This is a genomic window from Nocardia sp. FBN12, from assembly GCF_054031145.1.
Genome location: NZ_CM132926.1, coordinates 4,754,948 through 4,770,791 on the forward strand (window position 1 = coordinate 4,754,948; position 15,844 = coordinate 4,770,791).

Annotated in this window: 13 protein-coding genes; 4 read left to right on the forward strand and 9 right to left on the reverse strand. The window is 68.0% G+C overall.

What is annotated here, in order from left to right:
- Positions 1–38: 38 nt before the first annotated feature.
- The 6 genes from ACWZHB_RS22540 to ACWZHB_RS22565 form a co-directional block, all read right to left on the reverse strand.
- Positions 39–2,558, reverse strand: a complete 2,520-nt coding sequence (locus ACWZHB_RS22540) for an ABC transporter permease (RefSeq protein WP_427909261.1) — start codon at positions 2,556–2,558, stop codon at positions 39–41.
- A gap of 59 nt (positions 2,559–2,617) precedes the next feature.
- Positions 2,618–3,394, reverse strand: a complete 777-nt coding sequence (locus ACWZHB_RS22545) for an ABC transporter ATP-binding protein (protein ID WP_427903821.1) — start codon at positions 3,392–3,394, stop codon at positions 2,618–2,620.
- 124 nt (positions 3,395–3,518) lie between these two features.
- Positions 3,519–4,433 (reverse strand): beta/alpha barrel domain-containing protein, encoded by a 915-nt coding sequence (locus ACWZHB_RS22550; RefSeq protein WP_427903822.1) that lies wholly within the window; start codon positions 4,431–4,433, stop codon positions 3,519–3,521.
- A gap of 163 nt (positions 4,434–4,596) precedes the next feature.
- Entirely contained in the window at positions 4,597–5,808 is a 1,212-nt protein-coding gene (locus ACWZHB_RS22555) for a CaiB/BaiF CoA transferase family protein (protein ID WP_427903823.1), read from the reverse strand.
- Between the two features lie 156 nt (positions 5,809–5,964).
- A complete protein-coding gene (locus tag ACWZHB_RS22560) occupies positions 5,965–6,894 on the reverse strand; it encodes a TauD/TfdA dioxygenase family protein (protein ID WP_427903824.1) in 930 nt (309 codons plus the stop codon).
- A gap of 103 nt (positions 6,895–6,997) precedes the next feature.
- Positions 6,998–7,768 (reverse strand): deoxyribonuclease IV, encoded by a 771-nt coding sequence (locus ACWZHB_RS22565; RefSeq protein WP_427903825.1) that lies wholly within the window; start codon positions 7,766–7,768, stop codon positions 6,998–7,000.
- Between the two features lie 120 nt (positions 7,769–7,888).
- Here ACWZHB_RS22565 and ACWZHB_RS22570 point away from each other — a divergent pair, with 120 nt between their 5' ends.
- From ACWZHB_RS22570 to ACWZHB_RS22580, 3 genes are all read left to right on the forward strand, one after another.
- The gene (locus tag ACWZHB_RS22570) at positions 7,889–9,064 is read left to right on the forward strand and encodes a serine/threonine-protein kinase (RefSeq protein ID WP_427903826.1); all 1,176 of its coding nucleotides are present in this window, start codon (positions 7,889–7,891) and stop codon (positions 9,062–9,064) included.
- A gap of 137 nt (positions 9,065–9,201) precedes the next feature.
- Positions 9,202–11,010: a serine/threonine-protein kinase gene (locus tag ACWZHB_RS22575; RefSeq protein ID WP_427903827.1), complete on the forward strand. Its 1,809-nt coding sequence runs from the start codon at positions 9,202–9,204 to the stop codon at positions 11,008–11,010.
- A 5-nt stretch (positions 11,011–11,015) separates the two neighbouring features.
- Positions 11,016–12,527: a serine/threonine-protein kinase gene (locus ACWZHB_RS22580; RefSeq protein WP_427909262.1), complete on the forward strand. Its 1,512-nt coding sequence runs from the start codon at positions 11,016–11,018 to the stop codon at positions 12,525–12,527.
- 53 nt (positions 12,528–12,580) lie between these two features.
- Here the strand turns inward: ACWZHB_RS22580 and ACWZHB_RS22585 are convergent, their stop codons facing one another.
- On the reverse strand, positions 12,581–13,408 hold the full coding sequence (locus ACWZHB_RS22585; protein WP_427903828.1) for a GNAT family N-acetyltransferase: 828 nt from the start codon (positions 13,406–13,408) through the stop codon (positions 12,581–12,583).
- A 53-nt stretch (positions 13,409–13,461) separates the two neighbouring features.
- Complete coding sequence (locus ACWZHB_RS22590) at positions 13,462–13,734, reverse strand: hypothetical protein (RefSeq protein ID WP_427903829.1); 273 nt, start codon at positions 13,732–13,734, stop codon at positions 13,462–13,464.
- A 256-nt stretch (positions 13,735–13,990) separates the two neighbouring features.
- Here ACWZHB_RS22590 and ACWZHB_RS22595 point away from each other — a divergent pair, with 256 nt between their 5' ends.
- The gene (locus tag ACWZHB_RS22595; RefSeq protein WP_427903830.1) at positions 13,991–14,620 is read left to right on the forward strand and encodes a hypothetical protein; all 630 of its coding nucleotides are present in this window, start codon (positions 13,991–13,993) and stop codon (positions 14,618–14,620) included.
- Between the two features lie 90 nt (positions 14,621–14,710).
- Here ACWZHB_RS22595 and ACWZHB_RS22600 read toward each other — a convergent pair whose 3' ends face one another.
- Entirely contained in the window at positions 14,711–15,838 is a 1,128-nt protein-coding gene (locus ACWZHB_RS22600) for an acyl-CoA dehydrogenase family protein (RefSeq protein ID WP_427903831.1), read from the reverse strand.
- Positions 15,839–15,844: the final 6 nt, after the last annotated feature.

A 15,844-nucleotide genomic window follows, 5' to 3' on the forward strand; every position in this document is an offset into this window, starting at 1 on the left:
GCGGAGTCGTCCACCGGGGGCCGAAGTGCCTGTGCCGTCTACAGATCCGCGATAGCCGCCAACGGCGGCGTTCGCGCGGCCCGCACACCCGGCCACACCGCCGCCAGCACACCGACCACACCGGACGCGACCAGCACGATCACCAGCTGCGACCACGGAATAGTGATCTGGTCGATGCCCATGTCCCGCAGCGTGCGCAGGAATCCGACACCGAGCGCGATACCGAGCACCAGCCCGACGATCGCGCCGAAGATCGCGATCAACATCGACTCCAGGTAGATCGTGCGCCGCACCTGCGCACGCTGAGTACCGACCGCGCGCAGCATGCCGATCTCGCGCCGCCGCTCCACCACCGACAGCGCCAGGGTGTTGATGATGCCGAGCACCGCGATCACCACGGCCAGCGCGAGCAACCCGTAGAGAATGGCGAGCAGGGTGTTGATCTGCTTCCCCTGCGCGCCCTTGAACTGTTCGTGGTCCTGCACCTGCACCACCACGAACGGCTCGGTGGCCTTCTCCAGATTCGCCCGCATCGCCGTGAGATCGGCGCCCGGTTCGGCCTTGACCAGCACGAAGACATTGGTGCGCAGACTCTGCGGCATCAACTGCTCGTAGATGCCGGGATCGACCACCATCGGACCGAGCAGCGGTGAGTTGGCGTAGACGCCGGCGATTGTGAGCTCGAGCTGCTTCTTGTCGAGGCTGGTGATGGCGACCTTGTCACCGACCTTCCACCCGCGCGCGGCCGCCTCGGTCTCATCGACGAGCGCGCCACCGGCGGGGATCGTGTTGGTGCCGCTCTTCATCTCGATGTCCATCACCGGATCGATCGGGCCGTCCGGTGAGGTGGCGCCGATCTGATCGTCGCCGACCTTGAACGCCACCACCCGGATCCCGGTGACATCGCTGACCCCCGGCACCTCGGTGCGCACGGCGTCGACCGCCCCGATCGGCGCGCCGATCATCTGCGGACCGGCGAGCACGTACTCGGCCTTCACACCCTTGTCGATGAGCACGCCGACACTGGTTTTCGCCGAAGCGCCGAGAATGCCGATCGCCGAGACCAGCATCAGGCCGAGGGTGAGCGCGAACGCGGTGGCCGCGGTTCGACGCGGATTACGCGTGGCGTTGTTGCGCGCCATCTGCCCGATCGGACCGAACGGTTTGGTCAGCACCCCGAGCACGGCCACCATCGGCCGCGACAACGCGGGCGCGGCCAGCAGCACCGCCAGGATCAACCCGAGCGCACCGACCCCGACGGTCACCGCCGAGCCCTTACCGGTCCCCTGCGCACCCACGTACACGAGCACCCCACCGGCTACGGCCAGCACCGCACCGACGATCGTCCGCAGATGCAAAGAGTCACCGGCACTGGCGAATTCGGAACGCATCGCCTCCACCGGCGGCACCTTCGCGGCCCGTCGAGCAGGCGCGTAGGCACTGGTCACAGTGACGATCAGGCCGACGAGCAGCGCGATGATCGCGGTCCGCGGCAGCACCGTCAGCGACCCCGTCGGCAGTCCGAGATCGAAGGCGTTGAGCAACGCCGACAACCCGTACGCCAACCCGATACCCGCGGCCAGCCCGAGCACACTGCCGATCAGCCCTATCACGATCGCCTCGGCGACGACCGAGCGCCCGACCTGCTGACGACTCGCCCCGATCGCGCGCAGCAACGCGAGTTCGCGCAGACGCTGCGCCACGATCATCGAGAAGGTGTTGTAGATGATGAACGTCCCGACGATCAGCGCGATCGCGCCGAAGGCGAGCAGGAAGTAGTTGATGAAGGTGAGCGCCTCGGAGATCTCCTTCTTCATGTCCTCGCGGACCTCGTCGGAGTTCTGCACCTTGTAGTTGGGCAGGCCCGCGGCGAGCTGATCGCGCAGGTCATCGGCCGAAACACCGGGCGCCGCGGCGATATCGGCGTAGGCCACGTGCGAACCGTCGGTGAACAGCTTGCGGCCCTGGGGCTCGGTGAACATCACCGCGACCACTCCGCTGCTCCCCGCACCCGGCATCTCGTAGATGCCGGACAGGGTCACCTCGAACGGATCACCCTTGGAGGGAATCAGCACCTTGGTCTTGTCGCCGACCTTCAGCCCGGCCTTCTCGGCGCCACTGGTGTTGAGCGCGATCTCGTTCAGCTGGGTGGGCGCGGCGCCCGCCACGAATTTCTCGGGCTCCTCGACAGACTTCTCCGGCGGCAGGTAGGACAGGCCGAAACTCGGTGCGCCACCGGTCTGGACGGCCTTCTTGCCGTCGGGCTCGAGCAGCACGACCGGGCCGTTCACGGCGGGGGCGACCCGTGCGACACCTTCGTGCTTGGCCAGTGCGTCGACGATATTCGTCGGTAGGCCCAGTGATTGGCGATCCGACGGGCTGACGCGCACGTCGACACCTTGAGCCTGGCCTTCGAAAATACCGTCGAAGGTGCGCTGCAAGGTATCGGTGAAGACGAATGATCCGGAGATGAAGGCGGTACCGAGCACCACTGACAACAGGGTCAGCGCCAATCGCACTTTGTGCGCGGCGAGGTTACGCAAGGCGACCTTGCGCATGGGCCCGCCCGCCACCCGGCCACCGCCCTTCATCGAATCGCTGCGCGGTGCTGTGTTCGTCATCGAGTTTCCAGCGCCTTCATCCGGTCGAGGATCGAATCCTGGGTCGGGTCACGCAGCTCGTCGACGATCCGGCCGTCGGCGAGGAACACGACGCGGTCGGCGTAGGCGGCCGCGCGCGGATCGTGGGTGACGATCACGACGGTCTGGTTGAACTCGTCGACCGAGGCACGCAGGATCGACAGCACCTCGCCCGAGGAATGTGAGTCCAGGTTGCCGGTCGGCTCGTCACCGAAGATGATCTCCGGCTTGCCCACCAGCGCACGCGCACACGCCACGCGCTGCTGCTGGCCACCGGACAGCTCGGACGGCCGGTGCTCGAGGCGGTCGCCGATGCCGAGGCGCTTGACCACGGTGTCGAGCCATTCCTGGTCGGGCTTGCGGCCCGCGATATCGAGCGGGAGGGTGATGTTCTCCAGCGCGGTGAGCGTGGGGACCAGGTTGAACGCCTGGAAGACGAACCCGATCCGATCCCGCCGCAGCGCCGTCATCTGTTTGTCGGACAGGCCGGTGAGCGCGGTGTCACCGATGCGCACCTGGCCCGCGCTGGCGCTGTCGAGCCCGGCCAGGCAGTGCATCAAGGTCGACTTGCCCGAACCCGATGGACCCATGATCGCGGTGAATTCGCCCTTCGCGAAGTCAGCCGACACCCCGTCCAGTGCCTTGACCTGTGTATCTCCCGATCCGTACAGCTTGACCAGATCGGTCGCGGCGGCCGCGATATCGGTGGCGGCCGCCGCGTCGACGGCCTCGGTCCCCATGGCGTGCGAAGTCATGCTGTCCAGTCTGGCTGTCCAGGGTGAACCGCGCCATCCGGGATCCCCCCGATACCGCAGGTCTCAGGGGACTCTCAACCAGCGAGCCGGCCTCGATTCGGTCGGCCCCGTGTCAGGGGGTCGGCTAGCGCACGACCCATTCGAAAGCCGCGGCTTCGGAGCGGGCACCTTGCGCGGCACGGGAACGGTTGGGCTCACCGAGGTCCGCGAGCAGTCCTTCGGTGAGAACGACCAGGTCAGCCAGGGTTGCGGGGGTGAACCAGTCGGGGCGGGTGGCGAACAGGATGTCCTCGGAGGCGGTGTTGCCGCTGGCGCCAGGAGCGAAGGGGCAGCCGCCGAGACCGCCCAGTGCGCCGTCGACCATGGTGGCGCCCGCGGCGACGGCGGCGAGGGTGTTGGCCACGCCCATGCCCCAGGTGTCGTGACCGTGGAAGACGATGCGGCGCGGCGGGGTGGAGTCGCGCACCGCGGTGACCAACGCGCTCACCTGGTCGGGGCAGGCCTGGCCGAGGGTGTCGGCGAGGACGATGTCGGCGGCGCCTTCGGTGCGCGGGTCGTTCGCGATGGCGAGGACGCGTTCCGGATCGACGGGACCGTCGAACGGGCAGGTGAACGTCGTGGCCAGGCACAGCTGGATCTCGCCACCGGCATCGCGGGCGAGGCGGATGGCGTCGGGCATCGCGGCCACCGAGGTCTCGGTATCGCGGCCGATGTTGGCCGTGTTGTGGGCGTCCGACACCGAGAAGCAGTACTGGAAATTGCGCGCACCGGCCGCGGCGGCCTTCTCGACATGGCGCGGCGTGGCCACCCACACCCAGCATTTCGCCAGCTCATCCGGGGTGAGCGCCGCGATCAAGTCGAGCGAATTGGCCATCGGCGCAACAAGATCGGGTCGCGCCATCGAGCCGATCTCGAGCGCGGGCACACCGGCGGCGAGCAGCCTGCGCACCACGTCGACCTTCCGCTCGACCGGCAGCACCTTGCCGGTGAGCTGCAAACCGTCGCGCAGCGTCACATCACGCAACAGCGGCGCGGTCACCGCCGCTGCTCCGGTTCCCGCGCGGGCACACACATCACGCCACCGCACGGTTTGTCACCCACGCTGGCCGGGGTCGGATGGACCGTCGGGCGCACGTGTCCCGGACCGCGCGGCTCCCACTTGTTGCGCACCGGCGGGCGGCGCCTGCCGTGTACTCGCCTCGTCACAGTGCCTCCAGCGCGTCGATCTGATCTTCACTCATCCCGAGCAGCCCGCCGAGCACTTCCCTGGTGTGCTCGCCGAGGTCGGGGCCGACATTGCGGATCGGCAGCGATGCGCCCCCGATCACCGGGACGATGCCACCGAAACCCACCTGTTTGGGTTCGGCCTCGCCCACGTCGACCGGGAACGTCTGGATCATATTGCGCGCGCGGTACTGCTCGTCGGCCACGATATCGGCCGCGGTGTAGATCGGACCACAGGGGATGGCGGCGGCGTCGAGAAGTTTCAGTGCCTCCGCCCTGGTGTGCTGAATCGACCATTCCGCGATCGAGGCGTCCAGGCGTTCGCGGTGGCGCCAGCGGCCGTTGTTGTCGGCCAGTTCCGGGTCGACGGCGAGGTCGGGGCGGCCGATCACCTCCATGTACCGCTGGAAGATGGCGTCGCCGTTGCCACCGATGATGATCGAGTAACCGTCGCTGGTCGGGTACGCGTTCGACGGGGCGATGCCCTCCATCCGCCCACCGACGCGTTCGCGGTTGATGCCGTAGGCGAGGTGGTCGGGGATCAGCGATTCCATCACCGACAGGATCGACTCGTTGAGCGCCACGTCGATGATCCGTTCCACCTGCGGCACCGGCCCCGCGACCCGTTCGCGCTGGAACAGCGCCATCACGGTCCCGAACGCCGCGTAGATACCCGCGATCGAATCACCGATCGACACCCCGGTGCGCACCGGCGGCCGATCCGGGTCCCCCACCAGCTCCCGCAGCCCACCGACCGCCTCCGCGACCGCCGCGAACCCCGGCCGCGCCGCCATCGGCCCGGTCTGCCCATACGCCGAGATCCGCGTGATCACCAGCGTCGGATTCACCTCCTCGAGCACCTCCGGCCCGAGCCCCCACTTCTCCAGCATTCCCGGCCGGAAGTTCTCCAACAGCACATCGCACTGCTTCACCAGGTCGAGCACAACCGCCCGCCCCGCGTCGGTCCGCAAATCCAGCACGATCGACTTCTTGTTCCGATTGACGGTCCGATACAACATCGAGGTGTCACCCCCGTACAACCGCCAGTTCCGCAACTCATCGCCCGTACCAGGGCGTTCCACCTTGATCACCTCGGCGCCGAAGTCGCCGAGAATCCGTCCGGCAGTGGGAGCGGCAACATAGTTACCGAGTTCCAGGACGCGAACACCGTCCAACGGCCGAATACTCATGCGCCCAGTATGGCGGGCCCCCTCCCAACCCTCTCAGCCACACCGTGAACCCAGCCTGTCACCCCGCGAACCCAGCCTGTCCCCGTCTTCCACACCCCACCCTCCCAACCACCGCACTCCCGACCTGGGACAACCAAACCCCAGGTCAGCACCACCTCAACTAGCGAGCAACTCAACTTCCTCGACGATCGAGTAGTCCTCAGCGTTCCCCTTCAGCACAGTGCTCGACTGCCCGTCGATGCCGACCGGAATGTCACCGGCGAGGGTGATCCGGGTCAGTCGACGCGGCTGGTCGTCATAGTCGTCGATGGCGTAATGCTGAGTGGCACGGTTGTCCCAGATCGCCACATCACCGTCGGCCCAGTTCCAGCGGGTGGTGTTCTCCAGGCGAATCACCCGATCCTGCAACAACCGAAACAGCTGCTCGGACTCCTTGGACGGAATCCCCACGAACTGCTTCACGAAGTGCCCGAGCAACAGCGACCGCTCCCCGGTTTCAGGATGCACCCGCACCACCGGATGTTCGGTCTCGTACACATCGGACTGGAACTCCGCCGAGTACTCGACCTGGGCCGGACGAACCTTGTCGACCGCACCGGCATAGTCATAGAGATTGGTGTGCACCGCACGCAGGTTCTCGGCCAGCGCCTTGAGCGGCGCGGGCAGCGAGTTGTAGGCCGCGACCGTGGACGCCCAGGTCGTCGAACCGCCGTAGCTCGGCAGATACTCCGCGCGCAGGATCGACGCCTTCGGCACCCGGTCGACAAACGTCACATCGGTGTGCCAGGAATTGGCGCGACCCCGCTCGGAGTCGATGGCCAGACTCTTCACCCCGGCCGACTTCACCGTCGGATGCGGCGTGGTCGGCGTGCCGAGCAGCTCCGCGAATTCGTACTGACCGTCCTCGGTGAGGTGGTTCTGACCACGGAAGAAGATCACCTTGTGCTCGTTGAGCGCACGTCGGATCGTCGCCACGGTCGCCGCGTCCAGATCACCACCCAGCCGGACACCATCGATCTGCGCGCCGATGTGGGCGCCGAGCTTGGTCACCGTCACGGTGGCGGGGATAGCGTGGTCGACCGTCATGGGGATCACCTTCACTGTCGTTCTCGATCGGTTGGTTCGCATCAAGCACACCGCGAATCGCGTTCGACAGACAGGTTTTGCCTCGGGGTGATCCCAACACCCCTCAGCCGAGGTTCTCCCGCAGGTAGGCCAGGTCCTCGGCGACCCCGTCGGCCGGGGTTTCCAGGATCACCGGCGCACCGGCGGTGCGGCAGACCTCGGCCAGCAGTTGCGGGTCGATGGTGCCGTCGGCGAAATTGGCGTGCCGGTCGGCGCCGGAATCGAATTCGTCGCGCGAGGAGTTCAGGTGCACGAGATCGATGCGCCCGGTGATCGCCTTGATCCGCTCGACCACCCCGACCAGTTCCTCACCGCCGGCCCACGCGTGACAGGTATCGAGGCAGAAGCCCGCGCCGTACTCGCCGACCGCGTCCCACAACCGCGCGATCGAGTCGAAATGCCTGGCCATCGCGTGATTGCCACCGGCGGTGTTCTCGATCAGGATCGGCACGGCGAATCCGCCCTTGTCCTGTTGACGCTCGAACAGCTTGCGCCAGTTGTCGATTCCGGTGTCGAGCTCGGCGTCGGAGCGCACGTGCCCGCCGTGCACGACGAGCCCGAACGCACCGAGTTCGGCCGCGGCCTTCGCCTGCTGGGCCACCGCGTTGCGCGAGGGCATCCGCAACCGGTTGTTCAGGCTCGCGACATTGATCTGATAGGACGAGTGCACGACAACATCGATCGGACTGGCGAGAATCTCGGCAGCCTTGGGGTGGGGCTGGGGTTTGTCCCAGCTCTGCGGATCGACCACGAACATCTGGACGACCTCGGCACCGAGCTTCTCGCCGAAGCCGATCGGATCGCTCTCGTCGCGAACGTGTGCTCCAATGCGCATAGTTGCCACCTTAATATCGGGCACCGACAACTTTGCCCGCGATGTTGCACCGCGACGGCTCAGAGAGATACATCGGTAGAATTTCAAACGGGTGCTCTGCCCTGGAGGGGGTGACTTCGCGTGTTGCGCAAAGGCGACGTGTTCGCCGGATACACGATCCGGCGCGTGCTCGGACAGGGCGGGATGGGTGTGGTCTACCTGGCCAGGCACCCGCGTCTGCCCCGGCTGACCGCACTCAAACTGCTCAGCGGCGAACTGTCGGCCGACGACGAGACCCGCCGCCGATTCGAACGCGAAGCCGACCTGGTCGCCCAGCTCGAGCACCCCAACATCGTCAATGTCTACGACCGGGGCAACGACGACGGCCAGCTGTGGATCTCCATGCAGTTCGTGGCTGGCACCGACGTGGCGACCGCCGACGTGAACGTGCTGACACCGGGCCGGGCGGTACAGATCGCCGCCGAGACCGCCACCGCGCTGGACTTCGCGCACGCGGGCGGCGTGCTGCACCGCGATGTGAAACCGGCGAACATCCTGCTCGCCAAACCGCCGATCGGGCGCCCGGAACGCGTGGTACTCACCGACTTCGGCATCGCGGCGGTCCGCGACAGCGAGACCACCCTGTCCTCGGGCGACTCGATCACCGCCACCCTGGCCTATGCCGCGCCCGAGCACCTGGCAGGCGCACCGCTGGATCATCGCGCCGATCAGTACTCGCTGGCCTGCACGCTGTTCTGGATGCTCACCGGCTCGGTGCCGTTCCCGGGCCCGAGCCCGGGCGCGGTGATCCAAGCGCACCTGAGCAAGCCACTGCCGCCGCTGCGCAGCCTGCGCCCCGATCTACCCGCGACCCTCGACGCGGTGCTGGCCAGGGCCACCGCCAAGCGCGTCGACGCACGATTCGCCAGCTGCGCGGAGTTCGCGCAGGCGGCCAAGGCCGCGCTGTTCGCGGTGCCGGGGCCATGGCATCACCAGCAGCAGTACAGCCCGACCGGCGTCGTCCTGCGCGCCCGCGAGCCCTACCCGCAGGCACCGGGCTATCCCCGACCGCAAACGCCGGCGCAGCCGTACCGCAACGCACCCCCACCGACACCCCCGCAGCCGCACCCACACGTGCAGCCGCACACCCCGCCGACAACTCCCGCGCAGCCGCACACGCATGCGCCGCGGCCGTCGACGGGCGGTTCGGCCATCCCGCCGCGCCGCGGAACGCCGCGCCCCGGCACCATCGATTTCCCCGGCGGCCGTAACCATCCCGGCTACATCGTGCCGCCCCAGCAGCGCCGCCCACCGTGATCGTGCACCCCTCGGCGTCATAGCCGGCTGTTAAGGTTTCGTTGATTTTCCCGTGGCGGGCCACCCCGGCCGCGGCTTTTCATGCTGTACGCGCGTGCGCTGGTGGGTCCCGGCGCGCGGCGGGAAGTGGAGCAGACATGCTGGCCAACGGAGATGTCTTCGCCGGCTACGTCATCGAACGGCAGCTCGGTCGTGGTGGCATGGGTTCGGTCTATCTAGCCAAACATCCTCGGCTGCCGCGGATGACGGCGCTGAAGTTGCTCAACCGCGAGATGTTCTTCGACGACGAGGTGCGGGCGCGGTTCGAGCGCGAGGCGGATCTTGTTTCGCGCCTTGATCATCCGAACATCGTCACCGTCTACGACCGCGGGCACGACGACGAGCAGCTGTGGATCTCCATGCAGTTCATCGACGGGATCGACGCGGCATCGGTGGATCCGCAGACGCTGCCGCCCGCCCGCGCGCTGCAGATCGTGAAGGAAACCGCCGACGCGCTCGACTACGCGCACGGCATGGGTGTGCTGCACCGCGACGTGAAACCGGCCAATATCCTGCTCGCCCGCTCGGGCGCGGGCCGTGGCGAACGGGTGTACCTCACCGACTTCGGCATCGCCCGATTGCGGGACGACACCGGTCATCTCACCCAGACGGGCACCTTCACCGCGACGCTCGCCTACGCCTCGCCCGAACAGCTCACCGGCGCCGCGCTGGACCACCGTTCCGACCAGTATTCCCTTGCCTGCGCGCTGTTCTGGCTGTTCACCGGTTCGGGACCGTTCACGGCGACCAACCCGGCCGCGGTCATCCAGGGCCACTTGCAGCAACCGCCGCCCGCGCTGAGCAGTGTTCGCCCCGGACTGTCCTACGCGCTGGACGGCGTGCTCGCCAAGGCGATGGCCAAGCGATCCGACGACCGGTTCGATTCGTGTTCGGATTTCGCCGCGGCGGCGATCGAGGCGTTGAACAGTCCGAGTGCGCCCGCGATGCCGATTGTCGGTCCGCGACCGGGCACCGGCGGGGCACACCCGATCGCGGGACGGCCCACCACGGGTGGCGCGATTCCACAGACCGGCCTGCCGTATCCCGTTGCGACACAAGGCCCGATGACCGGCGGCCCGATGGGCACCACCCAGGGCCCCATGACCGGCGGCCCGATGGGCACCGCGCAAGGCCCGATGACCGGCGGTCCGATGGGCACCGCCCAGGGCCCGATGACCGGCGGCGCCCAGCGGCCGCAGACCGGCGCCACGCAGAATCCCTACACCCCGCAGTCGCGCCCGCAGTACCAGTCCGCGCCGCGGCCACAAGCCGCCGGTTTCACCCAATACCCGCAGCGACCGCCGTCGAAGTCGAACACCGGCCTGATCATCGGCATCGTCGTCGCGGTGATTCTGGTGATCGCGCTGCTGATCGGCATCGGCATCGCGGCCAGCGGCGATGACACCGGCGGCGACCGCACGACCACCACCACCACTACCGCAGCGGCCAACCTCATCACCCCGAGCGCCGACGCGATCAGCGCCGAATTCGGCCGGATCGTGCCCGCCACGACCGACGATTCCACCGGGTACAACGGCGCGACCTGCTGGGAGACCGACAGCAGCGATCCGCCCTCGCCCGCGGAAGGCGAACCCGATTTCGGTGCCTGGGCGCACCTGTGGAGCTGCTTCGGTGGCGGCGACAGCGACGATCCGTTCTACCGGATCTACGCCTTCAACTCCGCTGCCGACGTCAAGTCGGTGCTCGACGGCCTGCCCACCAACACCAAATCCACCGACAGCAACGGCGGCAAGCAGTACACCAACTACAAGTACACCGACAACGGGAACAAGATCATCACGCAGTTCACCGGTGACCCCGACCGCGCCCAGTTCCTGATGTACACCGACGGCTACGGCACGGCCGACGAGGTGCTGCGCTGGTGGCGTTCGGCGCCGCTGAACTGATGTCGATGCTCGACGGCGGCAGCATTTTCGCCGGATACACGATCGAACGACTGCTGGGCCGTGGCGGCATGGGCTCGGTGTATCTGGCGCGCCATCCGCGGCTGCCCCGGCGCACCGCGATGAAGCTGCTGAATCGAGAGCTGTTCTTCGACAACGAGATCAGGGCCAGGTTCGAGCGCGAGGCCGACCTCGTGGCGCAACTCGATCACCCCAATATCGTCACCGTGTACGACCGGGGTGTCGAGAACGACCAGCTGTGGATCTCGATGCGCTACATCGACGGCGCCGACGCGTCGTCGCTGCAGTCGCCCGTCGACCCGGCGCGCGCGGTCAGGATCGTCGCCGAAACCGCGGCGGCACTGGACTTCGCGCACAGCAGAGGCGTGCTGCACCGCGACGTGAAGCCGGCCAACATCCTGCTCGAACCCGTCGACACCACCGAACGCGTCTACCTCACCGATTTCGGCATCGCCCGCCTGCACAACGACAATGCCGCCAAGCTGACCCAAACCGGAACTTTCACGGCCACACTGGCTTTCGCCTCACCGGAGCAACTGTCCGGGATCGCCCTCGACGGCCGCGCCGACCAGTATTCCCTGGCCTGCACGCTCTTTCGCCTGCTCACCGGAACCACTCCCTTCGACGCCACCAACCCCGTCGCGGTGATCCAGGGCCACCTCCAGCAACCCCCACCCCGGGCGAGCACCCTGCGGTCGGGCATCACCCCGGCGCTGGACTCGGTAATCGCTCGTGGCATGGCCAAGCGCCCCGAAGAGCGCTTCGCCACCTGCGCCGAGTTCGCCGCCGCCGCCGTGCAGGCCCTGGCCGGTCATGCTGTGCCGCAACAGTTCCCTGGCTCGGCGGCGACGAGGACCTACCCGCCGAACTCGCCGTACACTCCCGGCGCCGGGTACCCGGTAGCCGGCGGCCCGAATTCGCCTGTCGGACAAACACCATGGACAGGCGACCAGCCTTGGGCCGCAGGCGGCCGACCACTGCCCCAGAATTACCACCCGCAGTGGGCACCGAGCCCCGGTCAGCCGTCGCCTGCCGGGGTCGGCGCGTATTCGCGGCCCGCCGATGCCGGAGCCGGCCAACCGTGGCAGCCGTACGGTCCCTCGGCGCCCAACGGGTCGTCGCCGTACCCACCGAGCACCCTCGCTCAGCGCGCCCGCGAAGCGGGGAATGCCCGGACGACAGGCGAGCGTACCTCGGTCCGCGAGGAGTATCTCGGCAAGAAGCGGGACTCACGCTGGGAGGGGTCGCCGATGGGCTGGCTGGCGATCATCGCCGCCGTCGCGTTCCTCGGCTGGGTGTTCTGGGTGGCGTTCGGCGATGACGGAAAGGCGGGCGCGTCGGGTCAGCCCGCTCTCGAAACATCGCTATCCGCAACGCCTTCCGCGTCGACCCGCCCGACCTCGACGGCGCCGCCGAGCAGCGACCCGCAGATCATCGGCGCCAACGCTGCACAGCCCAGCGACGAGCTGGATTGGTGGCGTTCGGCTCCGCTGACCTAGGCGTACCCGCGCATTCGCCTCCGGCCGTGCGCGTTCGACGACCGCCGCGCCCATCAAGCGGTCAAGGTGTAGTGCACGAAGTCGCGCACCGGCTCGAATCCGATCCGCTGGTAGATCTTGTTCGACGTCGGGTTGGCCAGATCGGTGAACAGACAGGCATCGGCGCCTTCCGCCCGAATCCGGCCCGCGACCGTCGCCGTGAGCGCACTCGCGAATCCATTGCCCCGGAACCGCGGTGGCGTGTAGACCGGCCCGATTCTGGCCCAGCCGAACACCGCCGTCTGCCGGGCGACCAGCGTGACGGGCGTCCCGTCGTGCTCCCACAACCACGACGTTCCAGCCTCGAGGCGCCTGCGCACCGCCGTCTCATCGAGTCTTTGTGGCACGTCGGCCTCCACACCGAACTCCTCGATCATCGTGATGACGAGGGCGACGTCGTCGGCGGTGGCCTGGCGCGCAGCGCCGACGGCGCCGGGCACGGACAGCTCACCGAGACCGAACAGGCGGGTCGAGTACTTCTCGCGGTAGCTACCGCCGCCGACCGCCGACCAGCGCGCCGCGAAGGCAGCGGCGGCGGCGCTGTCGCCTTCGACGCTGCGTAGCACGATGTCGCGGGCGAGGAAGGCATCGGCGACTGCCGCACTACTGTGCACGGGCAGCTCACCGAGGTAGACAGCGCCGTTCGTGCACTGCGCGATGCCGACGACCACGCCCGCACTGTCGCGCACGCTCAGGAATTGCGTCACCATCGCCCCGGACCTGCCGTTGATCCGGTTGACCAGCACGGTCGCGATCACCGTGTGGCGTAGCGGATCACGGCGGAGGAACGGCTCCGCTTCGGTCAGGAACCGGGCAGCGTCGGTGGTGATATCGATGCGCACCACACCGACGGTAGGTCTTCACACCCGCGGTCGCATTCGAATTATGAGGTGTCTCAGGTTGTTTCGCGCGCGTCCCGATCGGTGCGCAGCTTCAGTAGGATGAGTCCAGCCGTGCAGGCCAGAATCAGCCCGGCGACGGTGATCTCCACGTGCAGCCCCGCGATGCCGAGGCCGGCGCCGACGAGTCCGCCGATGAAGAACAACCAGCCCATGACCCGCGCGACGACCACGAAGGTCCCGGGCGGTGTCGACGACAGATGCCCGGCGGCGGTCGAATCAGTGTTCGCCGCCGCGGTTTCCAGCCGGGGTGTCGAGAGTGCTCCCATGAGATTCTCCTCGATGACGCCGATCAGATACTTGCACAGCGCAAACTTCGCGCGACAGGTGTTTCGGTCCGGGCGTCTCATGCGTAACTTTGCTCACACACGCTACGACTCGGTGACGCCGAACGCGCGCGACACGTCCCCACGACACGCTGAATTGATCAATCCGATATCTGGACCACTAGCGTTTAAAATGCGCTCTTTCGCTCGACCTGCACTACTGTGAGGCGATCTCGATGCCGACGAGGAGTAACAGGCGATGGATAACAGCAGGGCCAAGTTCGTAGGTCCGGCAGTCGCTGTTGGCGCGGTATCGCTCGGACTGATCATCATCGGTGCGTGCGGTGTCGGACAGCAGGATGTCTACGTGCCGGCGCCGCCGTTGAGCGCGGATCTGGCCGCCGCACCCGCGCGGGTGGCCGATGAGCCCACGTCGACGACGGTGCACATCCCGATCCCGCCGTCGCCCACCTGGCGGATCGCGCCGTACATGTCGCCGCGAAAGCCGTTCAGCCTCAGCTCGACCGAGACCTCGCCGTCGGAGACGCCATCCGAGGGCGAACCGGCACCCGAGTCCCGTCCGGCCGAGGCGACCACGGAATCCCGGCCGCCCGAGGCCGCGACTCGCCCGCCGGAGACCACCGAGGACGAGCCGACGACCACCCGGCCGCAGCTCACCTCTCGGCCGAACCCGACCCGCACCGTGACCCCGCCCCGCGTCGGCGATGACGAAGCGGCCGAGGACTACCCGCCCACCCACGCCTTCGACCGCGCAACCCCGGTCGACACCGCCGCTACGCCGACCCCGGCCGCGACCACTCCGGCGACGCCCGAAACATCGGCTTCGACCACGACCGATGCCCCGGTGCCGACCGAGTCCGCGGGCTGACATCGCGCTGGGCGGACATCGTCGGGCCCGAGGGTCGACAATCCGACCGTCGCGACCGACAGTGTCCGCCCAGTGCGGTCTGTCTGCGAACTACAGCTCGACCAGGTCGTACTCGCCGACCCGATCGGCCAGCTCCCGCCGATGTTCCAGTGCGCCACCGAGCGTCTGGCCGATCGCCGTCAACCGGGCCACGTAGTGGCTCACCGGATACTCCGCGGTGACGCCGATGCCGCCGTGCATCTGGATCGCCTCCTGCCCGATGTGCTCGGCGGACTTGCCCACCTGCAGCCGCGCCCGCGACGCGACCGCCGGATCGTTGCCGCCGTCGGCCAGTGCCGCCGTCGCGTACAGGCTCATGCTGCGGGCCAGTTCCAGCGAGACGTAGCAGTCCGCCGCTCGCTGGGTGAGCACCTGGAACTTCGACAGCGTGACCCCGAACTGCTTGCGGGTCTTGAGGTATTCGGTGGTGAGCGTGAGGGCCACCTCCATCGCCCCGACCGATTCCGCGCACAGCGCCGCCTGCGCGTAGCCCTGGGTCAGGGCGATGGTCTCGCCGGCGTCGACGGCGTCACCGAGCAGTGCGCCCGTCGCGCCTGCCAGATCGAACTGCGCGGCCCGGCGACCGTCGAAGGTGCGATACGCACGTCGTTGCACGCCATCCTGATTCGGGTCGACCAGGAACAGCCCGGTCCCGCCGTCGGGCAGCACCGCACTGACGATCAACTCGTCGGCGACGTCGCCGCGCAGCACCGGATTCTTCACGCCGGTCAGCGCGTACCCGTCGCCCTGCGCGACCGCCGTGGTGGCGAGCTCCGTCGACGGCCATCGCGTGCCGGGCTCGGTGTGGGCGAAGGCGAGCAGAGTGGTTCCCTCGGCCAGCGCGGGCAACAGCCGCTGACGCTGCTCGGCGCTGCCTGCCAGCCGTAGCAGTTCAGCCGGGATCACCACCGAGTCGAGCACGGGTTCCGGCGCGAGCGCGCGACCCAGCTCCTCCTGCACCAGCATCGCCTCGACCGGGCCCGCGCCGACGCCGCCGTCCTCCTCGGGAATGGTCAACCCGAGTACGCCCAGGTCGGCGAGTTGCTTCCAGACCGTGCGGTTCCAGCCGGGGTCGGTGTCGCCGCTCTTGGTGAGGGCTTCACCGTCGTAGAACCGGTGCAGCAGTTCACGCACGGTGTCACGCAGCATCGTCTGTTCTTCGGTCAGTGCGAGTTCCATGTCAGC

Bases quoted from the DNA above. Each gene is read 5' to 3' on its own strand.
- ACWZHB_RS22555 (WP_427903823.1), bottom strand. From the start codon at position 5,808: ATGAGTATTCGGCCGTTGGACGGTGTTCGCGTCCTGGAACTCGGTAAC.
- ACWZHB_RS22565 (WP_427903825.1), bottom strand. From the start codon at position 7,768: ATGCGCATTGGAGCACACGTTCGCGACGAGAGCGATCCGATCGGCTTC.
- ACWZHB_RS22590 (WP_427903829.1), bottom strand. From the start codon at position 13,734: ATGGGAGCACTCTCGACACCCCGGCTGGAAACCGCGGCGGCGAACACT.
- ACWZHB_RS22575 (WP_427903827.1), top strand. From the start codon at position 9,202: ATGCTGGCCAACGGAGATGTCTTCGCCGGCTACGTCATCGAACGGCAG.
- ACWZHB_RS22595 (WP_427903830.1), top strand. From the start codon at position 13,991: ATGGATAACAGCAGGGCCAAGTTCGTAGGTCCGGCAGTCGCTGTTGGC.
- ACWZHB_RS22545 (WP_427903821.1), bottom strand. From the start codon at position 3,394: ATGACTTCGCACGCCATGGGGACCGAGGCCGTCGACGCGGCGGCCGCC.
- ACWZHB_RS22560 (WP_427903824.1), bottom strand. From the start codon at position 6,894: ATGACGGTCGACCACGCTATCCCCGCCACCGTGACGGTGACCAAGCTC.
- ACWZHB_RS22540 (WP_427909261.1), bottom strand. From the start codon at position 2,558: ATGCGCAAGGTCGCCTTGCGTAACCTCGCCGCGCACAAAGTGCGATTG.
- ACWZHB_RS22600 (WP_427903831.1), bottom strand. From the start codon at position 15,838: ATGGAACTCGCACTGACCGAAGAACAGACGATGCTGCGTGACACCGTG.
- ACWZHB_RS22580 (WP_427909262.1), top strand. From the start codon at position 11,016: ATGCTCGACGGCGGCAGCATTTTCGCCGGATACACGATCGAACGACTG.